This is a genomic window from Enterobacter sp. T2 (assembly GCF_010692925.1).
Lineage (GTDB): Bacteria > Pseudomonadota > Gammaproteobacteria > Enterobacterales > Enterobacteriaceae > Enterobacter > Enterobacter kobei.
The window spans coordinates 2351482-2375827 of the sequence record NZ_CP048736.1 but is presented as its reverse complement, the minus strand read 5'-3'; the positions used below and the strand labels follow the sequence as shown (position 1 = coordinate 2375827).

Sequence of the window (24346 nt, the reverse complement as noted above, 5' to 3'; positions counted from 1 at the left end):
CGGGGCGTCTTGTCACTCTGGAATGTTATGCGCAACCGTCAGCTCCTCGGAAAATGGCTTTTGATCGTTACCTGTCTCGCGATGGCGCTTTGCCTCGTGCAGCGTGCGGTCATGCTCAACCATTTTTTACAGGGACTGGAGCCGCAGATCGCCCTGAGTGCAGACGCCCCGTCGCAAAGCAACGCCGGGGAGTCTGGGCCTTCACCCTGTCAGCTAGGCGCGCACTCCCTGCTTTGCGCGCAGCCACTGTTCTTCGACGGCGCGCTACCGGCCATTATTATCTTCTTCGCGCTGCTGCAGCTGTTTACGCAAGGGCGGGCATTTGCGCCCGTGGAACAGCCCGTTCAGGCACCGCCTCCCCGAATACACCTTAAAAACTGCGTTTTCCGTGAATGAAAATCATCGTCATCACACGATAATTTTTCACTGTTCACGGAGTAAAACATGGTTAACCTCTTCAGGGGATTCGTCTTCCTGTGGCTGTCCTGCATCGGAATTGTCCATGCGGCGGACACCGGCTGGCTGGTCTCCCCACAAAACGATCACGCCCGCATCCGCTTTCAGGCGGAAAGGGAACAAACGCACATTACAGGCCTGCTCACCGTTGAGCTAAAGCCCGGCTGGAAAACCTACTGGCGGTCGCCGGGGGAGGGTGGCGTCGCGCCAAAAATCACCTGGCCGCAGGGCGTTACGGATAGCTGGTCCTGGCCGGTACCGTCGCGATTCGATATCTCCGGTATGACCACGCAGGGCTATCACGATAAGGTCACGATCCCCATCGTGCTCGACGGCGTGAAGGGCGATACGCTCGACGGCACGCTCACGCTCTCCACGTGCAGTAACGTTTGTCTGCTGACGGACTACCCGCTGCACCTCGATTTTACGCAGCCGGTGGATGACGGTTTCCATCACGCCTTTGACCGCGCGATGCAGGCCGTGCCGGGCACGTCTGGCGTTTCCGCCGATCTGTCCGCCTGGCTCTCTGACGGCAACCTGGTGGTGACGGGAACGACCGACGGGAAATGGGATAATCCGGGGATCTACTTTGACCCGCTGGAGGGGGATATTCTGCCCGGCGAGCCGGCCATTAAGCACGATGGCAATACGCTTCGGGTCACGGTGCCCGTCACCGACGAATGGGGCGATAAGCCCACGTCGCTGGAAGGAAAGAGGCTGTCATTTGTGCTGACCAATGGCAGTGACGCACAGCAAACCACGATGACCGTTGGCGCTACGCCCGCCGAGCCTTCCGCCCCAGCCGGGACGGGCAAAATGGTGCTCTTTGCCCTGCTGGGCGGGCTGATCCTCAACCTGATGCCGTGCGTGCTGCCGGTGATGGGAATGAAGCTTAACAGTATTCTGCAGGCGGGTTCGGACAGACGCGTCATCAGGCTGCGCTTCCTGGCAACCAGCGCCGGGATCCTCACCTCCTTTATGCTGCTGGCCGCCATGGTCACCGGGCTGAAGCTGGCCGGGGCGTCCCTGGGCTGGGGCATTCAGTTCCAGAACCCGTGGTTTATCGGGCTGATGGTTACCGTGACCTTCCTCTTTGCGCTGAACCTGTTTGGAACGTTTGAGATGCTGCTGCCTTCTGCCGCTACCGGGCGACTGGCTACGGCAGGCGGGGCGGGGCTTGGCGGCAGTTTCTGCGAAGGGATGTTTGCTACGCTGCTGGCCACGCCGTGCTCCGCACCGTTCCTCGGTACCGCAGTTGCCTTTGCCCTTGGCGCGCCGCTGCACGCCCTGTGGCTCATCTTCCTGATGCTCGGCGTGGGCATGAGCCTGCCGTGGCTGTTTGTCGCCCTGGTGCCCAAAACGGCCATGCTGCTGCCGAAGCCTGGCCGCTGGATGAACACGCTTAAAGCGATCCTGGGCCTGATGATGCTGGCCTCCAGCCTCTGGCTGGCGACGCTGCTGAGCCTGCATCTGGGGGCAATGGTGAGTCAGATCGTGGTGCTGGTGCTGATTGTTGTCGCGCTGGTGCTGTTCGCGTTGAAGGGGCAAACCTCCTCGCCGTTGTTCTGGATCGTGGTCATCGCGCTGTCGGCGTTTGGCGGGTATCAGCTGCGCGGAGTGTTTACCTCGCCGCCGGACGCTCCGGCGCAACATATCGCTGAGACCATCCCGTGGCAGCCACTGAGTGAAGACGCCATCCAGCAGGCGCTTTCTCAGGGGAAACGGGTGTTTGTGGATATTTCGGCGGACTGGTGTGTGACCTGCAAAGTTAACGAGCATCGGGTCCTGAATCAGCCAGACATCATTTCCGCGCTGAGTCAGCCGGACGTAGTGGCGCTGCGCGGTGACTGGAGCCAGCCGTCCGCCTTTATCGCGGATTTTCTGGCGAAGCGAAACCGCTACGCTATTCCGTTTAATGCGGTATATGGCCCTGGTCTGCCGGAGGGCGAAATCCTCTCACCGCTGCTGGATAAACGCACCCTGGTCACCACCCTGAACAATGCAAAAGGCTAAACGTATTATGAAAAAATTCCTTATCACGCTGATGCTCCTGCTGGCCTCGGCTCAGGTGATGGCCGCTCAGCCGCTGACGCCAGATCAGGAGCAACGTGCGCAGAAGATGATCGCAGATTTTCTGTTTAACGATCCGAATTCCCCGCGTATCGGCGCGAAAAATCCGAAACTCACCCTGGTGGTGTTTACCGACTACAACTGCCCGTACTGCAAGAAATTCGACCCCTATCTGGAGAAGATCGTAGAAAAACATCCCGATGTCGCCGTGGTGTTTAAGTTTTTACCTTACCGCTCGGAAAGTTCGCTGACCGCCGCGCGCGATGCGCTCACGCTCTGGCGTCAGGATCCCGGGGCGTTTATGAAACTGAACCATACCCTGATGGCCAAAAAGGGGTACCACGATGACGCCAGCATTCAGGAAGCGCAAAAACGGGCAGGGGTCAGCGTTACCACGCCTGATGAGGAGAGTCTGATGACGATCAAGCGCAGCATGCTTGTCGCGGAAAAAATGGGCATTCAGGGTACGCCCGCCACGCTGATTGGTGAGGGATTGCTGCCCGGCTGGGTGCCTTTTGAACAGTTCGATGAAATCGTCAGCGACGCGCTGAAAAACCGCTAACCTGAAGGGGGCGTGATGCCCCCGATAAACCGGAGAGGGATATGAAAAAATTACTGTTACTTTCGGCACTGGCGACCTCAGGGCTGGTCCAGGCTGCTGACGCTATACCGGATGTGGTTAAGCACTTCAGTGAGCAGCAGAACATTACAATCATCAAGAAGCTGGATGCTCCCGGCGGCGCGCCGGCCTGGCTGGGGCAATATCAGGACATGGGGGTGACGCTCTTTTTAACCCCGAACGGCAAGCACGTGATTTCGGGCTATCTGTACGATGACAAAGGGAAAAACCTCAGCGAGGGGTATTTCCAGAAAGAGATCTATGCCCCGATGGGACGCGAAATGTGGAAGACGCTCAACGCGGCGCATCCCCTGAAGGAAGGGGCGGATAACGCGCCGCGCAAAGTCTTCGTCTTCGCCGATCCGTTCTGTCCGTACTGCAAGCAGTTCTGGTCAGAGGCGCAGCCGTGGGTCAAGGCGGGCAAGGTCCAGCTGAATACGCTGCTGGTGGCGTTTCTTAACCCTAACAGCGGACGTAACGCTGCCGCGATCCTGAATGCGAAAGATCCGGTCTCGGCCTGGCGCGAGTACGAGCTCTCCGGTGGCAAAAAGTTACCGAAGCCTGAGGGGGAAGGGTCTCGCGAAACGGTAGCGATCCTGCAGAAACACCAGGCGCTGATGGACAGTCTGGGGGCCAACGCCACCCCGGCCATTTACTATATGAACGCGGAAAACGAGCTGCAGCAGGTTGTCGGGATGCCGGACGCGCAGCAGCTTGAAGCGATGTTCGGGCCGAAGCCGTAAAGAACGCAGGCAGAAACAGGACGTTTCTGCCCGGCCGTCCGGTTAGCTACCCCAGCGTCCTTTGAGATAGTTGACCGCCTGCTGCGTCTGCGGCTTGTTCAGGTAATCTTCCCGGAACAGGATGGTGCCGTTGACGTTGGGCAGTGAATCATTGAGATCGAGCTGTTTTTTCAGTTCCGGCACGCCGCCCTGAACCGTCCAGTCCGGCTCATTTTTCGACGGTTCGCCCACTTTGTAGAACGCGATGCCGATGTACAGACGCGTGTGGGTCGGCTTCACGACGTCGGCCCACCATTTGGTCAGCACGTCATAGCGCGCGGCATCCCGGGAGAAGGGCCAGTAAATTTGCGGGGCGATGTAGTCCAGCAGGCCCTGCTGCACCCACTGACGCGTATCGGCGTAGGATTCATCATAGGCGGCGGCACCCCGGGTGTCCGAGCCTGCCGGGTCAAAGGAGCGGTTACGCCACACGCCAGCCGGGCTGACGCCAAACTCAACGTCGGGTTTGGTTTGTTTTATCGCGCGGGAAACCTGGACGATCAGCTGATGCGTGTTGTGTCTTCGCCAGTCGGCCTTAGAGGCAAATCCCTGTCCGTACTGCCGGTAAGTCTGAGAATCATTCAGCGCGGATCCCGGTGATTCAGCATAAAAGTAATCATCAAACTGCACGCCGTCTATCGGGTAGTTCGCCACGACTTCCGTGACGACACGGGTTATCCAGTCGCGCACTTCCGGAATGCCGGGATCGAGTACGAAGCGATCGCCCGAGACGCGTACCCACTCCGGGTGCTGGACATAGACGCTCGACGGGGTCTGATACGCCGTCCGGTTCAGGGCAGCGATGGTTGACGGCTTCGTGTTGGTCGACACGCGGTACGGGTTGAACCAGGCATGGACTTTCATACCGCGCTTGTGCGCTTCATCCAGCATAAACTGAAGCGGATCGTATCCCGGATATTCGCCGATGTTGCCCGTCAGCATATCTGACCACGGTAATATTTTTGATGACCAGAGTGCCGTGCTGTCCGGCTTTACCTGGAAAAATACCGTGTTAATCCCAAGGTGTTTAAGGTTATCGAGCTTGGCGATAAGCGCCTGCTTTTGCATTGCGATGCGCTGGTCAGCGCTGGAGCCATTCACCGAGGCCACCGGCGGCCAGTCGAGGCGAGAGACGGTCGCAAGCCAGATCCCGCGCATCGGCTCGTTTGCCTGTTGGGTCGGTTTGCTGACGGTGGGGAGCGGGGTAACTAATGATTTTGGTGGTTTTGAGGAGCAGCTTACAAGTAAAAGTGCGCAGCCAGCCAGCGCACCGATCCGTTTTACGTGTCGCGTCATTTGCGTATTAGCTCTTGATAATCCGACTGTTAGCCCAGGGATTAAAGGCGGGCGCCTCCTGTTCTTTATGTCCCTCGTCGTGGAGGGAATCCAGATACAGGGCTTCGACCTCCGCGCGTGCCCACGGGGTACGGCGCAGAAATTTCAGGCTCGATTTAACGCTGGGATCTTTTCTGAAACAGTTAATTTTGATGCGGTCACCCAACTCGCTCCAGCCATATTTCGCCACCAGGGCGTTGACCATCATCTCCAGCGTGACGCCATGCAAAGGATCGTTAGAAATGTGTGCAGTCATAGGTGTCCGGATGTCTCATTTTTTGTGGGGGTGGAGTTACCGATGAAAGGGTACAAGAAAGCAGGGGAAGCGGCAATTTAAGCGTGAAATTCTTCACCCCGAGGGGTGAAGAAAGAGGAACGTTCGTTTACTTTTTGTCTTTAAACAGCTCAGGCGCCCACGGTGTCGGATTCACCTCCATAAACGGCGCGCGCTCGAAGCGATCCTTCAGCGCCCACGGCACCGTGCAATCAAAGATGGTCTTGCAGGAGATGCCGTTTCCGCGAATTGAGGTGCTGTAATCCGGCGACTGAGACGGATCCAGCTGGTGGCCGCGGATCCCCGGAATATTGGTGATGCTGACATCACCCTGCATGCGGGTGGTCATCGCCCACAGGATGTCGTCGCTGTCGAAAATATCCACGTCTTCATCGACAAGGATAATGTTTTTCAGCTCCGAATAGGTGGCTAAAGCGATAAGTGCTGCCTGGCCCTGGCGTCCTTCATCTGACGGCTGGCGTTTTTTCACCTGCAAAATACCCAGGAATTTACCGCCACCCGCGGTATGTGCATAGACGTTTTGCAGGAAGCCCGGAATCGCCTCTTCCACCGCATTGCGGATGCTGGCCTCCGTCGGCAAACCGGCCAGGGTGGTATGTTCTTCTCCGGGGCCCACCAGCGTTTGCAGGATTGCCTGGTGGCGCATGGTCACCGCTTTCACTTTGATCACTGGCAGAGACGGATTCGCCTCACCGCAGTAGCCCGGGAATTCCGGCATCGCGTGGCCGGTGTTGGTATGCTGATCTTCTCTTACGCGCACGCCGGGAAGCAGTTCGCCTTCAATGATAATTTCCGCCCGCGCGATGGCTTTCTCTTTTACCGCCACGCCCTGTACCAGCTCGACCGGCTGCTGGCGCAACGCCCCGGCGACGCCCAGCTCATTGTAACCAAACGGTGTGGTGGGGGCCTCAAAACACGCGCCGATATAGATAGCGGGATCGAGCCCCATGTTGATCGTCACCGGCAGCGGTTTTCCGGCCGCTTCCGCTTTTTTGCGAAAGACTTCAATATGGCGACCGGCGGCCAGGAACATGGATAGCTCATCGCGCTCCTGCACGCAAAGGCGGTGGATGGTGACATCCGTCAGCGAGCTGTCCTCCGGATCGCTTGCCAGCACCAGTCCCAGGCAGAAGAACGGGCCTGCATCAATCGGCGTATTGGTTGGTGCTGGAAGCAGTTTGCGCAGATCGAAGTCCGGATCGTCAGCGTAGAAGACCTGCTCCTGACAAGGGGCCTGCGAGGCCGGGACGACAACGGGTGCGACCGGTTTTTTCACCGCCTGACCGACATGTTTTGCCAGTTCAGAAGGCGCACAGCCTAACAAAAGTGCCGCGCGTTCACGGCTGGCGTGCATGCCCACCAGAATGCGCGAGCCCGGATAGCCCTTCACGCTGTTGAACATCATGGCCGGCCCCGTGCGGGTCGGGCGTTTTACCGTACCGCCCGCGCCAATATGACGATACACACCTGCCAGCTCTGCGTTAGGATCGACGGGATGATCGGTTTCAATATACTGGCCTTCGTGGCGCTGCAGTAAGGCGATGGCACTTCTGAGATCGTTGACTGGATTTTCCATATTTTCCTCCCTCGGTTGAATACCTCCATTTTTACGACAATGACCCATAGCATCAATTGCATCATTACTGTTAAATTAATAATAAATTTATTATCAAAAAAGGAAGTCTCCCGTGCAGTTTCGTCAGATGCGCCATTTCATTGTCGTTGCCGAAGAACTCCACATGCACCGTGCCGCCGAGCGTTTAAACATGGCGCAACCGGCGCTGAGCCAGCAGATAAAGGCGCTTGAAGAACGTTTAGGCGTCACGCTCTTTAGCCGGGCGAACCGTCGCTTAACCCTGACGCCCGCGGGCGACGCGTTTCTGGTGAAGGCCAGGCTCGCCATCTCCCTGACTGAGCAGGCGGTGCTGGACGCCAGGCAAACGGCGAGAGGCGAGCAGGGGGTGTTAAACCTGGGATGCGTGTCGAGTGCGATGTTCGACGGTAAGCTGCCCGCTGCACTGCGCCAGATGCACAGCCGCTGGCCAGCGATAACCATGTCTTTGATGACGGGCAATGTGCAGACGCTCTATGCCGCCGTGCAAAGTAACCAGCTGGATGTGGCGATTATTCGGGCACCGCTGCCATCGCTGCCTGACGATCTGCAAAGCCGGCCGTTCACCTCAGAAAAAACGGTGCTGGCGCTGTATCGCCAGCATCCTCTGGCCGACTCTTCCGCTCTGACGCTCGCGTCAGTGAAGGATGAAAAATGGATCTCGCTGCGCGATCCGGAGGGCATGGGGCTGGAGCAGTACTTTTATGACGTCTGTAGCGGGGCGGGTTTCCAGCCGGACGTAGTGCAGAATGCGACGGATGTTCCCACGGTGATAAGCCTGGTCTCCGCGGGATTTGGTCTGGCGTTGCTGCCTGCGTCAGCAAAGGCAGTGAGTGTCGAGAATGTCGTTTACGTGGACATTCTCGACCGTCTCAGGGAAAGCGAACTGACGCTGGTGTGCCACCGAATTATTCGCTCAGAAGTGCTTAAAAAATTTCTGGTGACCCTCGAGCACACCTGACGGCGTCATCCGCTTATTTCACGCTGCTGGCGTCCCGGTTGGTATAGGTAACGGGAACCCAGGCATAGCCACCGTTTTCACCTTTGGTGACATAGCCGATACCCGGGAACGGCAGATGGGGCGCGGCAATCAGGTCTCTGTTTTTCACAAAGTCCGCAAACGCCTGTTCGCGCACGCTTGCCGCTTTGTTCTGATCTTCATCGTAGGTGATGGTCACACCAGGCTGCGGGAACTGGACCGCCCCGGCATGAATGATGTCGCCGACAAAGGTGATCTTCTCGCCTTTGCTTGTCAGCGTGTAGAAGGCTGAACCCGGCGTATGGCCGGGATGAACCGTGCCGGTCAGCCCCGGAAGAATCTCAGCCGTGCCGCTAAAAGGCACCACTTTATCGGCGTCAAGATAGGGCTTTAAGGTCTTCTGCGCGACGTCAAAGTAGTTCTTGCCGTAGCCGGTTTTCTTTTGATTATCGTCGTTAAAGAAAAAGTCGACGTCGGGTTTGCCAACGAAAACGCGTGCGTTGCTGAATACCACCTTGCCGTCTTTGACCAGACCGCCCGCGTGATCGGAGTGGGCGTGGGTCAGCAGGACTTCAGTAATGTCCTCGGGTTTAACCCCTTGCGTGGCGAGGCTTTCAACCAGGCGTCCACCCGCATCAGGACCAAAGAGCTGGCCCGAGCCGGTATCCTCCAGAATTTTATGCCCGGGGATCGCAATCAGGAACGCGTTAATGGAGACCTCGGCCGGGTTGGTCTGGAAATTTTTCGCGAGCAGCGCATCAATCTTTTGCGGCGTTGTCCGGCGCAGCAGCTTATGCAGATCCTGCGCGACGGTTCCGTCGGTAAAAGACGTGACAATGACATCGCCGACCTGCACGCGGTAACCGCCCGCCGGTTGTTTAACGACGTGCTGGGGCGTTTCTGCCGAAGCCTGCAGCACAGGGTAGAAAAGCAGTGAACTGGACATCAGCGTGGAAAGAGCAAGTTTTTTCATGGTAAGCATACGCGTCTCCTTTGAAAGTGCTCATCTTACTCATAGCGGCCGTAGAGCAGCGAGTTTCCGCTACACCAGCATGTAATACCAGAACAGGGCAACTTCGTCTTTTTCCGGTAAAGCGTTGTACAGATAACGGTCGTATCCGCCCAGGGTGAAACCGTAGTTTCGGTAAAACAGACAGGCCGAGACGTTCACATTTTGGGTTTCAAGCCGCAGTCCCGGCGCGTTTACGCTTCGCGCCCACACGTGCGCGGCGGCCATCAATTTTTGTGCTGCGCCGGTTCTGCGTTTCGTACGATCTACGGCTATGTAATCCACCGAGATAAACTTATTCCAGCCAATTGATGCAGTAATAAAGCCGGCTATTTCACCCTCGTTCGTTTCTGCAACAAGAAATATGGCGTCCGGGTTAACACAATGATTTTCAAGTGTCTGGATATCGAGCTCGTAGGTTTTTATCCAGGGCTCAGCGATAGCTTCAATATGCAAATCACAATGGAGAAAAGGTTCTCGAGCAATGTGGTTAACGGTGAAAGAGAAGTCACAACATTCGAGGCGTACGAGGTCGGTATTTAATCCTTTTCGAATCTGCATAATATTCCCGGTAGTGAGTGAGTTCATAAAGAATAGACGAAGCGGTTAAATCCGCTGAGCCAACACACTTTTAATCCTGAACTAAGCTTGTACTTCGTTCCGCGTAAAATGTGGGTCATTCGAGGACAATGAATGGAATTCAGGACATTTCAAAAGCAGTGGGGTGCTGAGTTTATTTCCGATGACGTTGTACGTTTTCGCGTCTGGGCAGAAGGACAGAAAGCGCTTACGCTACGTCTGGCCGTCACCGACGTGCCGATGACGGCAGTGGGTAACGGTTGGTTTCAGGCAGACGTTCCGGGCGTTACGCACGGCACAGAGTATCAGTTTGTCCTGCAGGACGGCATGACGGTGCCCGATCCCGCGTCTCGCGCACAGGCGAGAGACGTTAACGGCCCCTCCATCGTTATCGATCCCCGACGTTATCAGCCGGTTAACCGGGAATGGTCAGGGCGGCCGTGGGAAGAGACGGTTATCTATGAACTGCACATCGGCACGTTTACCCCGGAGGGGACCTTCCGGGCCGCGATTGAAAAACTCCCTTACCTGGCAGAACTGGGTATTACCCAGCTTGAAGTTATGCCCGTGTCTCAGTTTGGCGGATCCCGCGGCTGGGGATACGACGGTGTGTTACTTTATGCTCCGCACGCCGCATACGGTACGCCAGAGGATTTCCACGCGTTAATCGATGCCGCGCACGGTCTTGGGCTTTCCGTGGTGCTGGATATCGTACTCAACCACTTCGGCCCGGAAGGCAACTATCTCCCGTTGCTGTCGCCTGCCTTTTTCGATACAGAGCGGATGACGCCCTGGGGCAACGGGATCGCCTACGAGCGCGAGCCGGTAAGACATTACATTACCGATGCGCCGCTCTACTGGCTGACCGAGTACCGCCTGGACGGCCTGCGTTTTGATGCCATCGACCAGATTAAAGACAGCTCGAAGACGCATATTCTCCAGGAAATTGCAGAGAAGATCCGTGAGGCGATCCCGAACCGTCATGTTCACCTGACCACGGAAGACAGCCGCAACGTCATTTTCCTGCATCCGCGTGATGAGCACGGCAATACGCCGCTGTTTACCGCTGAGTGGAATGATGATTTCCACAACGCGGCTCACGTGTTTGCCACCGGTGAGACGCACGCGTACTACCAGGATTTTGCGTTTGAACCAGAGAAAAAATTCGCCCGGGCGCTGGCAGAAGGGTTTGTCTACCAGGGCGAGGTTTCGCTGCAAACCGGCCAGTCCCGCGGGGTGGAGTGTCACACACAGCCACCGCAGTTCTTCGTTGATTTTATTCAGAACCACGATCAGACCGGGAATCGCGCCCAGGGTGAGCGGCTTATCACCCTCGCGGGCGCCAATAAAACCCGTGTGCTGCTTGCTGCACTGCTGCTTTCCCCCCATATCCCGCTGCTGTTTATGGGCGAGGAGTTTGGTGAATCACATCCGTTCATGTTCTTCACCGATTTTCACGGCGATCTGGCCGACGCGGTGCGGGAAGGGCGCGCAAAAGAGTTTACTGGCCATGCCGGGCACGATGACGCTGTCCCGGACCCGAATGACGTGAACACCTTTGTCCGCTCAAAGCTTGACTGGAATAAAATTGCCACCGACGACGGCAAAACGTGGCTCCGCTTCACGCGCCATCTGCTGACGCTGCGTCATCGATATATCGTTCCGCTTTTGCATGAGGGAAGTCGCGTCGAGGGCAAGGTGATCGGGACGGCGCCCGGGATGGTGGCCGTAAGCTGGCGCTTCCCGTCCGGAACGCTTTCGCTGGCGCTCAATATCGGCAATAAATCTGTCAAACCGCCCGCTCTTTCGGGGGAGACACGTTTCGCCTGGCCGGAGGTAACCGACATTTTGCCGCCGAACAGTATTGTCGTTCGATTTGCTGATGGAGAAGCATCGTTATGATCCCTTCCGCCACGTACCGTATACAGTTCCGTAATGGCATGACCTTCGATCGCGTTGTCGCGCTGGTACCCTATCTGAAAGACCTCGGCATCAGCCACCTTTATGCCTCCCCGGTGTTTACTGCCACAACGGATTCCACGCACGGCTATGACGTCACCAACCCGAATGAAATAGACCCTGCGATCGGCGGACGCGAAGGTTTCGACCGCATGTCCGCGGCGCTTAAGCAGGCCGGCATGGGGCTGATACTGGATATTGTCCCTAACCATATGTCGACTTCTCTGGAAAACACCTGGTGGCGGGACGTGATTGAGTACGGACAGCAGAGCCGCTATTTCCGCTATTTCGATATCGACGGGTCTCGCCCGCTGACGCTGCCGTTTCTCGGGGACACCTTTGAGGCGGAGCTGGAGAAGGGAGCCATTACCTTAAAACGTGACACTGTCACAAACAAAGCCGCTCTGATCTATTATGACACCGCATATCCGCTCAACCCGGGCACGTTCAGCGAGGATAAGAGCCTTGCGGAACTGCACGAAGCACAAAGCTGGCGATTGATGTCCTGGCGGGAAGCGCCGAAACAGCTTTCGTGGCGACGTTTCTTTGAGATTACCGGTCTGGTGGGCGTGCGGGTTGAAGATGACGCGGTATTCGACGATACGCATCGCCTCATCCTTGAACTGGTTCACGCGGGTGTGGTGGACGGTCTGCGGATCGACCATATCGACGGTCTGGCCGATCCGCTGGGCTATCTGCAGCGCCTGCGGCAGGCAACCGGACCGGACTGTTATATCACGGTCGAGAAAATTCTCGCTAAAGGAGAACAGCTTCCCGCCGAGTGGCCCGTCTCCGGTACTACCGGGTACGAATTTATCGCTTCGCTGGCGGAAGTGCTGGTCGACGACGATAACCTGTCGCGTCTGGAAAAAATTCACGACGAGACGCTGGGGGTAACGGTCGATCGCCACGCGGAACTGCGCGATGCGAAAGGCCTGATGACCGATCGTAATTTTGAGGGCGAGTTCACCACGCTGCTTAATCTTGCAGACGATCTGGCCCGCCGCAATGACGTTGCGCTTCAGCGCGATGATATTCGCCACGCGTTACGCGAGCTGCTTATCGCCTTTCCGGTGTACCGCACCTACGGCAGCCGGGAGGGGTTAACCCCGCCAGATGTCGCGCTGCTTAACCGCGTGGTCGCCAGCGTAGAGACATCCGAAGCCGCCCTGAGCCTGATAGTCCGCATTCTTACCGGCGATTTGCCGGAAGAGTGCCGCGAGTCCGCCGCGCTTTTCAGAACCCGCTTTCAGCAGTTGACTGGGCCGCTGATGGCGAAGTCCGTTGAAGACACGCTGTTCTTTCGTCATAACCTGGAGCTGGCGCTTAATGAAGTGGGCGCCGACCCGACGCCGCGCGCGTTCTCGCTATCCCGCTTTCATCAGGAGATGCGCATTCGTCTGGCCCGTCAGCCCGATGCGCTGCTGGGCACCTCCACGCACGATACCAAGCGCGGGGAAGATGCCCGGGCCCGGCTTTACACCCTGACGGAGGCCCCGGAACAGTGGGGCGAAAATCTGGCCCGCTGGCGCCAGATGAACCAGACCCAGGTGCGGTTTCTCAATGACGGTACCGCGCCAAACGCCGCCGACACCTGGATGATCTATCAGGCGCTGGCAGGCGTCTGGCCGGCCACGCTGTCGCCGGACGACGCCGACGGGCTTGCCTCGCTGGAGGCGCGTTTTATCGCTTTCCTCGAAAAAGCGCTGCGCGAGGCGAAACAGCGCACAGACTGGATCGACAGCAACGAGAGCTATGAGAGCGTGGTGCTGCGCTATGCCCGGCACCTGCTTTCACCTGACAACACGCTGTTTCTGCATGATTTCAGCGAGTCCATGCGGCCCTTTATCCGCGCCGGACTGATGAACAGCCTCAGCCAGACGGTGATTAAGCTGACGGCGCCCGGCGTGCCGGATATCTATCAGGGCAGCGAGGCGCTTAACGTTAGCCTTGTCGATCCGGATAACCGCCGCGAGCCGGACTTTCCGACGCTGGTGCAAAACCTCAGCGTGGCGAATGCCGGTATGTTTGAAAACCCGGCGTGCTGGCAGGACGGAAGGGTGAAGCAGTTTGTCACCGCTACGCTCCTGCGTCTGCGTCCACACTATCCCGGGCTGTTTCGCTATGGCGACTGGCTGCCGCTTAAAGTGTCCGGCGAGCGGGAGGAGCATCTGATTGTCTATGCGCGGGTGAAAGACGGCGAGGTGCTGATTGTTGCCGTGCCGCGACTGGTTTTTGGCATCACCGATAACCGCACGCTGTGGGGCAATACCACGGTGGCGATACCCGAGGCGCTGGCAGGAAAACGCTATCGGGATCTGTTCAGCGGTGAAAGCCGCATGCTGCAAGAGACGCTGGATTTAACGTCAGAAAAGGGATGTGTACTGGTTCTGCTTACCTGCGAATAATCGTGGAGAACGAAAATGGCAAAGGATACAACGTTTGAAATTCGGGCCGGTCATGGCCAGCAGTTGGGTGCAAACTATGACGGGAAGGGGGTCAACTTCGCGCTGTTCTCCGCTCACGCTGAGCGGGTGGAGCTCTGTCTGTTTGACCCCTCCGGGAAAACGGAAATCGCCCGGCTGGAGCTTCCTGAATATACCCACGAAGTCTGGCACGGCTATGTGCCGGATCTGAAGCCCGGTGCGCTTTACGGCTATCGCGTCTACGGCCCCTATTACCCGGAAAACGGTCATCGCTTCAACCCGCATAAACTGCTTATCGACCCCTATGCCCGCGAACTGGTGGGTGATATCGACTGGAACGAGGCCCATTTCGGCTATGCGCTGGGGCATGACGAATTAGACTTGAGTTTTGATACCCGTGACAGCGCGCCGTTCACGCCAAAATGTAAGGTTATCGACCCGAACGCCTGTGACTGGCAGGACACTAACCGACCCACTATCCCCTGGCCGAACACCGTGGTGTATGAAAGCCACGTAAAAGGGTTTACCCAGATGAACCCGGCAATTCCTCCCGAACTGCGGGGCACCTTTGAGGGGATGGGGCATAAAGCCTCCGTGGACTACATCAAAAGCCTCGGCATCACCTCGGTGGAGCTGCTCCCTGTTCACTGGTTCCCGGACGATCAACATCTTCTCGACCGCGGTCTGAAAAACTTCTGGGGCTATAACACGCTGGGCTTTTTTGCGCCGGCGTCGCGCTACTTCGGCCCGGCGGGGATCCAGGGCTTTCGCGATATGGTGCGCGCTTATCATGATGCTGGCATCGAAGTGATTCTCGACGTGGTGTATAACCACACGGCGGAAGGCAATGAGCTTGGCCCCACGCTCTCGTTTAAAGGCATTGATAACTACAGCTATTATCGCACACTGCCTGACCAGCACCGGTATTACATCAACGACACCGGAACGGGGAACACGGTCAATACCTCTCACCCGCGTGTGCTGCAGATGGTGATGGATTCGCTGCGCTACTGGGCGGAGTCGATGCATATTGACGGTTTCCGTTTCGACCTGGGAACAATACTGGGCCGCGAGCCGGAAGGGTTTGATCCGCGCGGCGGCTTTTTCGACGCCATGACCCAGGATCCGGTTTTATCCCGACTGAAGCTGATTGGTGAACCCTGGGATATCGGCCCCGGCGGCTATCAGGTGGGCGGTTTTCCGCCTGGCTGGGGTGAATGGAACGACAAATACCGAGACACCGTACGCGAGTACTGGAAGGGGGACAACGTCTCTAACGACTTTGCCGCCCGTCTGCTGGGATCCGGTGACTTGTACGATCTGCGCGGGCGTCGCCCCTGGGCCAGCGTTAATTTCATCACCGCCCATGACGGCTTTACGCTGAATGACCTGGTGTCGTACAACGAGAAGCATAACGCCGACAACGGGGAAGACAATAATGATGGCCATAACGATAACCGTTCATACAACTATGGCGAAGAAGGGCCGACGGAGAACCCGGATATTATTGCTACCCGCGAAAGGCAGAAGCGTAATTTCCTGACCACGCTGCTGTTTTCCCATGGTACGCCAATGCTGCTGGCCGGCGATGAGTTTGGCCGCACGCAGAAGGGCAACAACAACGGCTACTGCCAGGACAGTGAGATCTCGTGGATCGACTGGAAAGGACTCTCCGAGAACGACGCCGCGCTGCGCGAGTTTACCCGACGTTTGATTGCGCTTCGTGCCGCGCAACCGTTATTGCGTCGTGAAAGCTGGCGCGACGGGCTGGAGATCCGCTGGTTTAACGCCGGCGGCGGCCCGCAGCAGGCAGAGCAGTGGGATGAGGGCTCGACGCTCGGGGTGTCCATCAGCAGGCCCGATCTCAAACAGGAAGAGGGGATCTGGCACGATGTGCTCATGCTGTTCAACCCGTTTGAAGGCAGCGTGGCATTCCATATCCCACAGTTTGGTGAAGGGGGATGGGTGCTGGAGCTGTCTACAGCCGATGACGCCGTGACCGGGAAGGCGATCACCGAAGCGGTAGAATTCGAGCTGGCCGGACGCAGCATTACTCTTTTCCGACGGCCCTGAGTTTACAGTGATGCCGCCGCCCTGGCGGCGGTGTCGTACAGAGAGGAAATCGTGCGTAACAGCTGCGCGGTTTCGCCAATGGATTTTCCGGCAATGCCGCTCTCCGCATGTATCGCGATCAGACACGCCTCCCGCACGTCGCGGTATTTCATACATAACGCTTTACCTTCCTCCGTGGTGGAGAAAAAGAGCTCTTTACCCGCTTTCTCACTTGTCACGTAGCCTGCTTTAACCAGCTTTTTCAGGGCATAAGTCACCACATGCGTATCTTCCACGTTGAGAACAAAACAGATATCAGCCAGCTTTTTCTTGCGGTCGCGGTGGTTCACATGGTGCAGAAGTGAGACATCAAAGGCGCCCATATCGGGCTCGCCGGCAGCCGTCATGCAGCGCACCATCCATTTGTTGAACGCGTTGCTGGTCATGATCAGCGCGTATTCCAGCTCTGACAGTTCCGCGCAGCGCTCGGACACCAGATGGCGGGACGAGACGATCCGGCCATCATTGATGTCGTCGTGATGGGGTGAAGCACGCTTTTCTGAGGTCATAACGTTCCTTAGTCAGAAATGTAAACTCATCGATAAAATAAGAACATTTTATTGATAAATTGTTTACATGTTTTTGAGGTTCAGATATAGCTTTTTAGCGCAGGTTTTGCAAAGCCTGACGAAAACACAACATCGCTCGCCGCAAATTAAAAAAATAGCCGTCGGCGCGCAACGCTCACTTTCGATAGGGTAAACGTTATGGACGGTTCTACGCTGTTGCCGCTGATCGGGATACCGATCGTGGTTATTGGTTTTGCTCTGCGCTTCAACCCGCTACTGGTTGTCGTGGTGGCGGGGCTGGCGACGGGTCTGCTGGTCGGTATGGATTTCGGCATGCTGCTCGAGACCTTTGGCGAGAAGTTCGTCAATAGCCGATCGCTCGCGACCTTCATTCTGATCCTGCCGGTCATTGGTCTGCTGGAATATTACGGGCTAAAAGAGCGCGCCCAGGCCTGGGTCGCGAAGATCGCCAGCGCCACCTCGGCGCGCATTTTGATGCTCTACTTTGTCGCCCGTGAAGGCACGGCCGCGCTGGGGTTGATGTCGCTGGGCGGGCATGCCCAGACGGTACGCCCGCTGCTGGCGCCGATGGCTGAAGGGGCCGCTCTGAACGAGTATGGTGAACTGCCGCAGCATATCCGCGACAAAATCAAAGCCCATGCCGCCGCGTGTGACAATATCGCGGTCTTCTTTGGGGAAGACATTTTTATCGCCTTTGGTGCAGTGCTGCTGATTGACGCGTTCCTGAAAGAGAACGGCATTCAGGGGATTGAACCACTGCATATCGGCCTGTGGGCCATTCCGACGGCCATTGCGGCATTGATTATTCATATGACACGCCTGCTGCGCCTGGATGCCAGTATCCGTCGTGACGTGATGGCCTGGCGTGCAGAGCAGGCAACGCAGGGGGCCGCGCAATGATGACGCTTATCACCATTAACCGCGTGTACTACCTGATTGGCTTCGTCGTAATGTTGCTGGTGGTCATGACCCTGCGCGATCGTGCGAATCCGAAGCGTTTCACCACCGCGCTTTTCTGGTTTTTATTTGGTGGGATTTTCCTGTTCGGTGATCTGATGGTTCAGGAGCTCGGCAAATCGCTGGCGTACCGAATCATCGGCGGCAGCGTTATCGTTATCGCGCTGCTGGCGGGCTTTGGTCTTGTCGGAAAGGGGCACTACAAAATGGCCTCTGACGAGGAACGGGTTGCCTCGTCAAACCGGCTCAAAAACTGGCTGTTCCTGCCCGCGCTGATGATCCCCGTGGTGACGGTGATCGGGACGCTGTTCCTGAAGGGCGTGTCGATTGGCGGCGTTTATCTTCTCGACCAGAAACAGCTCACCCTTGCGGCGCTGTGCGTGGCCTGCGTCGCGGCGATCCTCACCGGCTGGTGGCTGACGAAGGGCACGCCGCTGCACGCGATTCGCCAGTCTCGCCGTCTTGTCGATACCATCGGCTGGGCGGTGATCCTGCCGCAGATGCTGGCCATGCTGGGTGGGGTATTCGTGGCGGCCAATACCGGTGACTCCGTGCAAAAGGTAGTGAGCCTGTTTGTGAACCCGGATAACCGCTTCATGCTGGTGGTGATTTACTGCGTGGGGATGGCGCTGTTTACCATGATCATGGGTAACGCCTTTGCCGCTTTCCCGGTATTGAGTGCCGGTATCGCCTTGCCGTTCCTGATTAATGTGCATCACGGTAACCCGGCACCGCTGCTGGCGATTGGTATGTACGCAGGGTATTGCGGCACGCTGATGACGCCGATGGCCGCGAACTTCAATATCGTGCCCGCCGCGCTGCTGGAGCTGAAAGACAAATATCAGGTGATCAAGATCCAGATCCCGACCGCGTTAACCTTGCTGGTGGTGAACGTGTTCTTAATGTATTTCCTCGTTTTTCGCTAAGGAGCGGTTATGGAATTAACGCAACAACAGGCTGACGCGTTTGCCCGAATGCCTTTAACCTATTTGCGCCAGGAATACCCGAACCACATCATGCATCTGCTGAATGATGATGGTGATGTTCTGCCGCCTCGCGAACTGCACCCGATTTTCTACGGCTGTTTTGACTGGCACTCGGCCGTGCACGGCTACTGGTTGCTGCTGCGCTGCGTGCGTCTCTATCCCGAATTGCCGTGCCGGGATGAAATCGTCGCGCTATTCGACGAGCACCTGACCGAAGAGAACGTGGCTAAGGAACTGGTCTATTTTACTGCGCCGTTCCGCGCCTCGTTTGAGCGCCCGTATGGCTACGGCTGGCTGCTGGCGCTGGCCCAGGAACTGAAACAGTCTTCACTGCCGCAGGCCGCAGGCTGGTATCAGACGCTTGAACCGTTAACGCAGGATATTCGCAATCGTCTGGTGGATTACCTCGGCAAGCTCACCTATCCGATCCGCGTCGGGACGCATTACAACACGGCGTTTGCTCTGGCGCTGGCGCTCGACTATGCGCGTACAGTGGGGGACAGCGGGCTTGAGCAGGCTATTCTGGCATCAGCGGAACGGTTTTATCTCGCCGACACGCGCTACCCGGCGCACTACGAGCCGGGCGGTGATGAGTATATTTCCGGTGCGCTGACAGAAGCGTTGCTGATGAGCAAGGTGGCAGAGGACTTCCCGGCCTGGTTCGACGCGTTTCTGCCGGAGGTAGGCGCCGTTGCAGCCCTGATGAGCCCGGCGCAAGTGAGTGACCGTACCGACCCGAAAATTGCCCATCTGGACGGGTTAAACCTGAGCCGCGCCTGGTGTATGAAGCATATCGCAAAAGCGCTTCCCGCAAACCATCCGGCGCAGCAGGCGCTGCGTGATTCGGTGGCGAAACACCTGATGGCAAGCGTAGAGCATGTTGTCGGCAGCCACTACAGCGGCGGGCACTGGCTGGCGAGCTTTGCGCTGCTGGCGCTGGAGTAAATAAACGAGACGCCTTTCTTGCCGGGTGGCGCTGCGCTTACCCGGCCTACATTGTTCATTAAAATCAATATATTGCATATTATCTTGTAGGCCCGTGCAAGCATAGCGCCGCCGGGCGCAGCCTGCTCGCGCTAAACAACACGGCGCCCGTCGAGGCTATGACGGCGATCCACAGCGCAACATGCACGATCCGGTCATCAAGGTTTTGGCCGGGTGTTGCCGCCAGCAGCACGCCCACCGTAGCGGCGCCGAGACACTGGCCGAATGTCCTGACGATAGACAACACGCCGGAGGCATAGCTGGCATAGTCCCGCGTCACGTTAGCGAGCATTTCCCGGTTATTGGGGCTCTGGAAGCAGCCAAACCCTATCCCGCAAACCAGGCTGCGCAGGCAGATGTTCCATACGGATGGGCTTTCAGGCAGGGTCGCCAGCAGAACCAACCCACCGACAAATATCATCAGCCCAAGGGTCGAAATCAGCGGCGCGGAAATCGTATCAGCCCAACGCCCCGCGTGCGGCGCAATTAGCACAATACCTATCGGCCACGGGGTAAAGAGCAGCGCAGAAACCACCGGACTGTAGCCATACACGCTCTGAAACAGGAACGGCAGCGCGACAAAGGTGATGCCCTGGCTCACAAACGAGGCCAGCGAGGTTAGCGCAGCGAGGGTAAAGCGTCCGTTTTTGAATATGACGGGCGGCAATAAAGGGTGACTTGCCCGCCGAATCCGCCAGGTAAAGGCGAGGGCGCTCATCAGCGCGAGAAGTCCCCAGCCGATGGCTTCGTGATTAATGTGCTGCGTGACGCGCTGAAGACTGTTGGCCGTCATGATCGTGGCTCCCAGAAATGTTGCGGAGAGCACCGCGCCTGGCGCATCAAAGGAGGATTTATCACCTGCTGATTCCTTCGGTAAAGCGCGCCATGCCAGCAGCAGGGCGATGCAGCCTGGAATAAGGTTAATGGCGAACAGCCACTGCCAGCTCAGCGCGTTCAGAATCGTTCCGCCCAGCACCGGGGCTATCGCCGTGCTGGAGGCAATAAGCAGGGCGTGCAGCCCCAGAACGCGGCCAAGCAGTCTGCCGGGGAAAACGGATCGCAGGATTGCCGGGGCGATGCTCAGGGTGGCCGCGCCGCCGATGCCCTGCAGAATACGCATTCCGATCAGCACATCCGGGGTCTTCGCCAGCGCGCAGCCGAGAGAGGTAAGCGTAAAGGTGGCAAGCCCGGTCAGAAACACCGGGCGATAGCCCACGCGCGCCGCCAGCGCGGCAAAGATGGCGAGGGTCATGGCCGCTGACAGCAGATAACCGTTGGCGAACCAGACAGCAACATTGGCAGGAACCTGCATTGCGCTTGCCATGGAGGGGAGCGCGATGTTGATCATCGTTCCGTCAAAGACCCCCATCAGCGTGGTGGTCATCACGGCGGCCAGGACCCGGGCGCGCTCATGCCCGGATAAACCTTCATCGCCGGGCAGGTTTGAAAATAGCGTCATCGTCGTTACTCCAGAAAAGAATAGTAATGACGAAACTATAATCATCAGGTATACAGGGCGGAAGACGCAGCATTTGCACTTAATCGTTGCATATAACGCCTTATCTGAGGATTCCTCGTGACCGATCCTGACTTTAATCTGCTTGTCGCGCTCGATGTCCTGCTGGCCGAAGCCAGCGTGGCGGGCGCGGCGCGACGCTTAAACCTGAGCACCTCCGCCATGAGCCGAACCCTGAGCAGGCTGCGGGAGGTCACCGGCGATCCTATTCTGGTTCGGGCGGGTCGTCAGATGGTGCTGACCCCCTGGGCGGAAGCCACACGGGATCGCGCCCGCAACGCCGTACACGAGGCGAGGGCGGTGCTCCAGCCCTCCAGCGATACGCTGAAGGTCGAGAATCTGGCGCGCCTGTTCACCATCAGAGCCAACGACGGTTTTGTGGTGGCGTTTGGGCCACTGCTTATTGCCGCAGTCGCGAGTGTTGCCCCCGACGTTTGTATCCGTTTCTCCCCGAAACCTGAAAAAACATCGCGCTATCTGCGAGAGGGGCTTGTCGATCTGGAAATCGGCGTGCAGAGCAATATGGGGCCTGAAATACGTCTGCAACGGCTGTTTCAGGACAGGTTTGTTGGCGCAGTGCGCCAGGGGCATCCACTGGCTTCGCGCCCGTCAGTTAGCCTGCAGGATTATATCTCCTGGGGGCATGTGGTGGCCTCGCCCGACGGCTCGTTACACGGTTTTGTCGATGACGCGCTGGCGGAACGCGGGATGAAACGTAACGTCGCCAGCGTTGTGCCCGGTTTCCCGACGGCGTTATCCGTGGCGCTGGCTTCCGATCTGATTGCCATGGTCCCGGCGCTGTATTTGCTCAATCAGCCCATGTCAGAACGCGTACACGTCTTTGAACTGCCGTTTAAAACCCGGAGCATTACCGTCTCACAGATGTGGCATCCGCGCATGGAAAAGGATCCCGCGCACCGGTGGCTCAGGGAGAAGGTGCTGGAAGTATGTCGGCCGGTTCGCTGACTGCTTAAACGGTTTTCTTCGGCACGGAAAGTATAAAGCGCGTCGATACCGCATCGGATTCCACACGGATTTTTCCGTGATGGGCGCTGACGATGGATTTCACGATGGCAAGGCCGATGCCGCTGCCTTCGCCTTTACGCTGTCTTGATGGATCCACCCGGTAAAAGCGGTCAAACAGCCTTGGCAGATGTTCTTCCGGGATCGGCGCGCCGGGGTTGGCAACCACCAGTTCAACATTGTTTTCCTGCTCTCGGAGTGAGACGGTCACCGCTTTTCCTTCAGGCGTATAGCGCAGGGCATTGGATAACAGATTGTTAATCGCCCTTCTGAACATCTGCGGATCGCCTTCTGTCAGGCAGGGCATTCCGTTAAATTTCAGCGTGACGTTACGTTCTTCCGCCCAGGCTTCGAAGAAATCGAACACTTTCATGACTTCAGCGCGCAAATCAAAGATCGCCCGGTCCGGGATGAGCTGATTATTATCCGCCTGCGCCAGGAACAGCATGTCGCTGACCATCCGGGTCATTCGGTTGTACTCTTCAAGGCTGGAATACAGCACATCTTCCAGCTCCTTCTGAGAACGGTTCTGGCTCAGCGCAATTTCCGTTTGCGTCACCAGATTGGTAACAGGCGTTCTGATCTCATGCGCGATATCGGCGGAAAAATTGGCCTGGCGGGTAAAGACATCTTCTATTTTTTCAATCATATGGTTGAAAGAGATCACCAGCTGTTCCAGCTCAACGGGCACGCGGGACGGTTCAAGTCGCGCGTCGAGATTCTCTGAAGTGATATTTTTAATGGCGGTGCTGACGTTACGCAGAGGCAGATGGCCCTGGCGAACCGCAATACGAATGACAACAATAATCAGCAGACTGATTGCCGCGGCAATCGCGAAGAGATTCTTCTTCAGGGCATCCAGGTAGTGCAGATGAAAATTAATGGAGAGGCCAATCAGCATCACGTAGTCCTGCGATTTGCCCTGCAATGTCGCCGTGCCTGACGAGGCGATAATCCGGTACGTGTCCATTTTCATGTCGGGCCCCGCGTGCATGGAAGCAAAAGAGTCCTCCACCGTCCACAGAAAGACATCCTGGGTGCGACGGTGCACGTTAAAATCCGGTGTATTCATCGCAGGGCGTAATGCTGCCCCGTGTGCCGAGCTGAACAGGGTATTTCCCTGCGGATCCACAAGCAGAACGGCAACGTTGCGGTAACTGGCGATCGACTCGTTGAGTTTACTGATTTTCTTCCGCTCGGGTTCGGCAGGAGATTGGAGGATACGGTGCATCGCGGTGCTGATTTGCTGCAGATCGCTGATGTCCTGCTCAGCAAAATGCTTTTCAACGGAATGCACCATAAACCACGTGAAGGCGAAAAACGCCAGGATCGTGGAGAGACTGATAAAAAAGGTCAGCCGAAGAGCCAGCGAAAAAGGGCGCCTGAAAGGCTTAATGCGCATCCGGCGCCTCCAGCATATAGCCCACACCGCGCACCGTCTGGATCAGCTTGTGTTCATAGTCGTTATCGATTTTTGCCCGAAGCCGTTTCACCGCCACATCAATGGCGTTCGTATCGCTGTCAAAGTTCATGTCCCACACCTGGGAGGCAATCAGGGAGCGGGGCAGCACTTCTCCCTGATGACGAAGGAAAAACTCCAGCAGGCTGAACTCCTTACTGGTTAACAGGATGCGATTCCCCGCCCGGCTCACTTTTCTCGACACGAGGTCAACCGTCAGGTCAGCCACCTGAAGCTGGCTTTCCGCAATCACCGTATTTCCGCGCCTCAGCAGCGTTCTTACCCGGGCGAGAAGTTCAGCAAAGGCAAAAGGCTTAATCAGATAATCATCCGCACCCAGCTCAAGCCCTTTGACCCGGTGTTCAATGGTGCCGAGCGCCGTGAGGAGCAATATGGGCATTCCTTTCCCGGCCGAACGCAGCATGCGGACAATATCCCAGCCGTTCACGTCGGGAAGCATAATATCCAGAATCAGCAGATCGTATTCCGCAGTCATGGCGAGATGGTAACCGTTGAGGCCATTGTCAGCGTGGTCGACGATAAACCCCGCTTCAGTCAGCCCCTTGCTGAGGTATTCACCGGTTTTCATTTCGTCTTCGACGATCAGTATTTTCATCTTGCTCCCCTGACTGGCTGCTGACGACATTCTATTGTGCTC

The 24346-nt window shown here is 57.2% G+C and carries 21 protein-coding genes; 12 read left to right on the top strand and 9 right to left on the bottom strand.

All coding sequences use genetic code 11. The annotated features are described in order from the left end of the window. Positions 1 to 27: 27 nt before the first annotated feature. From G0034_RS11425 to dsbG, 4 genes are read left to right on the top strand one after another with little or no spacing between them, the layout of a single operon-like run. Positions 28 to 396, top strand: a complete 369-nt coding sequence (locus tag G0034_RS11425; RefSeq protein ID WP_014883880.1) for a hypothetical protein — start codon at positions 28 to 30, stop codon at positions 394 to 396. Between the two features lie 48 nt (positions 397 to 444). After that, positions 445 to 2469 (top strand): protein-disulfide reductase DsbD family protein, encoded by a 2025-nt coding sequence (locus tag G0034_RS11420; protein ID WP_014883879.1) that lies wholly within the window; start codon positions 445 to 447, stop codon positions 2467 to 2469. 7 nt (positions 2470 to 2476) lie between these two features. Further along, positions 2477 to 3088: a DsbA family protein gene (locus G0034_RS11415; RefSeq protein ID WP_179120879.1), complete on the top strand. Its 612-nt coding sequence runs from the start codon at positions 2477 to 2479 to the stop codon at positions 3086 to 3088. Positions 3089 to 3129: 41 nt separating this feature from the next. After that, positions 3130 to 3888 (top strand): thiol:disulfide interchange protein DsbG, encoded by a 759-nt coding sequence (dsbG, locus tag G0034_RS11410; RefSeq protein WP_179120878.1) that lies wholly within the window; start codon positions 3130 to 3132, stop codon positions 3886 to 3888. 42 nt (positions 3889 to 3930) lie between these two features. On the opposite strand, the gene G0034_RS11405 is transcribed toward dsbG, so the two are convergent. The 3 genes from G0034_RS11405 to G0034_RS11395 form a co-directional block, all read right to left on the bottom strand. Then, positions 3931 to 5223: a glycoside hydrolase family 10-like protein gene (locus G0034_RS11405; protein WP_014883876.1), complete on the bottom strand. Its 1293-nt coding sequence runs from the start codon at positions 5221 to 5223 to the stop codon at positions 3931 to 3933. Positions 5224 to 5230: 7 nt separating this feature from the next. Continuing rightward, positions 5231 to 5518: a VF530 family protein gene (locus tag G0034_RS11400; protein ID WP_014883875.1), complete on the bottom strand. Its 288-nt coding sequence runs from the start codon at positions 5516 to 5518 to the stop codon at positions 5231 to 5233. Between the two features lie 127 nt (positions 5519 to 5645). Then, positions 5646 to 7133: a UbiD family decarboxylase gene (locus G0034_RS11395; protein ID WP_176261053.1), complete on the bottom strand. Its 1488-nt coding sequence runs from the start codon at positions 7131 to 7133 to the stop codon at positions 5646 to 5648. 112 nt (positions 7134 to 7245) lie between these two features. Here G0034_RS11395 and G0034_RS11390 point away from each other — a divergent pair, with 112 nt between their 5' ends. Next, the gene (locus G0034_RS11390) at positions 7246 to 8130 is read left to right on the top strand and encodes a LysR substrate-binding domain-containing protein (RefSeq protein ID WP_023330447.1); all 885 of its coding nucleotides are present in this window, start codon (positions 7246 to 7248) and stop codon (positions 8128 to 8130) included. 13 nt (positions 8131 to 8143) lie between these two features. Here G0034_RS11390 and G0034_RS11385 read toward each other — a convergent pair whose 3' ends face one another. Continuing rightward, positions 8144 to 9130 (bottom strand): MBL fold metallo-hydrolase, encoded by a 987-nt coding sequence (locus G0034_RS11385; protein WP_179120877.1) that lies wholly within the window; start codon positions 9128 to 9130, stop codon positions 8144 to 8146. Between the two features lie 60 nt (positions 9131 to 9190). Then, positions 9191 to 9718: a GNAT family N-acetyltransferase gene (locus tag G0034_RS11380; protein WP_023337318.1), complete on the bottom strand. Its 528-nt coding sequence runs from the start codon at positions 9716 to 9718 to the stop codon at positions 9191 to 9193. A 132-nt stretch (positions 9719 to 9850) separates the two neighbouring features. Between G0034_RS11380 and treZ the strand changes: the two genes are divergently transcribed. Genes treZ through glgX form a run of 3 tightly spaced genes read left to right on the top strand, consistent with a single transcriptional unit; the run spans position 9851 to position 16194 of the window. Further along, a complete protein-coding gene (gene treZ, locus G0034_RS11375) occupies positions 9851 to 11638 on the top strand; it encodes a malto-oligosyltrehalose trehalohydrolase (RefSeq protein ID WP_179120876.1) in 1788 nt (595 codons plus the stop codon). Then, complete coding sequence (treY, locus tag G0034_RS11370; RefSeq protein ID WP_179120875.1) at positions 11635 to 14103, top strand: malto-oligosyltrehalose synthase; 2469 nt, start codon at positions 11635 to 11637, stop codon at positions 14101 to 14103. Before treZ ends, treY begins: the two co-directional genes overlap by 4 nt. 15 nt (positions 14104 to 14118) lie before the next feature. After that, complete coding sequence (gene glgX / locus G0034_RS11365) at positions 14119 to 16194, top strand: glycogen debranching protein GlgX (RefSeq protein WP_179120874.1); 2076 nt, start codon at positions 14119 to 14121, stop codon at positions 16192 to 16194. Between the two features lie 2 nt (positions 16195 to 16196). On the opposite strand, the gene G0034_RS11360 is transcribed toward glgX, so the two are convergent. Continuing rightward, a complete protein-coding gene (locus G0034_RS11360) occupies positions 16197 to 16742 on the bottom strand; it encodes a winged helix DNA-binding protein (RefSeq protein WP_014883867.1) in 546 nt (181 codons plus the stop codon). A 198-nt stretch (positions 16743 to 16940) separates the two neighbouring features. On the opposite strand from G0034_RS11360, the gene G0034_RS11355 reads away from it, so the two are divergent. Genes G0034_RS11355 through G0034_RS11345 form a run of 3 tightly spaced genes read left to right on the top strand, consistent with a single transcriptional unit; the run spans position 16941 to position 19651 of the window. Then, positions 16941 to 17663, top strand: coding sequence for a DUF969 domain-containing protein (locus G0034_RS11355; protein ID WP_014883866.1), 723 nt, complete (start codon positions 16941 to 16943; stop codon positions 17661 to 17663). Then, entirely contained in the window at positions 17660 to 18646 is a 987-nt protein-coding gene (locus tag G0034_RS11350) for a DUF979 domain-containing protein (protein ID WP_023330441.1), read from the top strand. The genes G0034_RS11355 and G0034_RS11350 overlap by 4 nt, the downstream gene beginning before the upstream one ends. 9 nt (positions 18647 to 18655) lie before the next feature. Further along, positions 18656 to 19651, top strand: coding sequence for a DUF2891 domain-containing protein (locus tag G0034_RS11345; protein ID WP_088126736.1), 996 nt, complete (start codon positions 18656 to 18658; stop codon positions 19649 to 19651). 79 nt (positions 19652 to 19730) lie between these two features. Here G0034_RS11345 and G0034_RS11340 read toward each other — a convergent pair whose 3' ends face one another. Beyond that, positions 19731 to 21149, bottom strand: coding sequence for an MFS transporter (locus tag G0034_RS11340; RefSeq protein WP_179120873.1), 1419 nt, complete (start codon positions 21147 to 21149; stop codon positions 19731 to 19733). 117 nt (positions 21150 to 21266) lie between these two features. Between G0034_RS11340 and G0034_RS11335 the strand changes: the two genes are divergently transcribed. Then, the gene (locus G0034_RS11335; RefSeq protein ID WP_014883862.1) at positions 21267 to 22172 is read left to right on the top strand and encodes a LysR family transcriptional regulator; all 906 of its coding nucleotides are present in this window, start codon (positions 21267 to 21269) and stop codon (positions 22170 to 22172) included. A gap of 4 nt (positions 22173 to 22176) precedes the next feature. Here the strand turns inward: G0034_RS11335 and G0034_RS11330 are convergent, their stop codons facing one another. Continuing rightward, the gene (locus G0034_RS11330) at positions 22177 to 23631 is read right to left on the bottom strand and encodes a Cu(+)/Ag(+) sensor histidine kinase (RefSeq protein ID WP_088126738.1); all 1455 of its coding nucleotides are present in this window, start codon (positions 23629 to 23631) and stop codon (positions 22177 to 22179) included. After that, on the bottom strand, positions 23621 to 24304 hold the full coding sequence (locus G0034_RS11325) for a copper/silver response regulator transcription factor (protein WP_014883860.1): 684 nt from the start codon (positions 24302 to 24304) through the stop codon (positions 23621 to 23623). Before G0034_RS11325 ends, G0034_RS11330 begins: the two co-directional genes overlap by 11 nt. Positions 24305 to 24346: the final 42 nt, after the last annotated feature.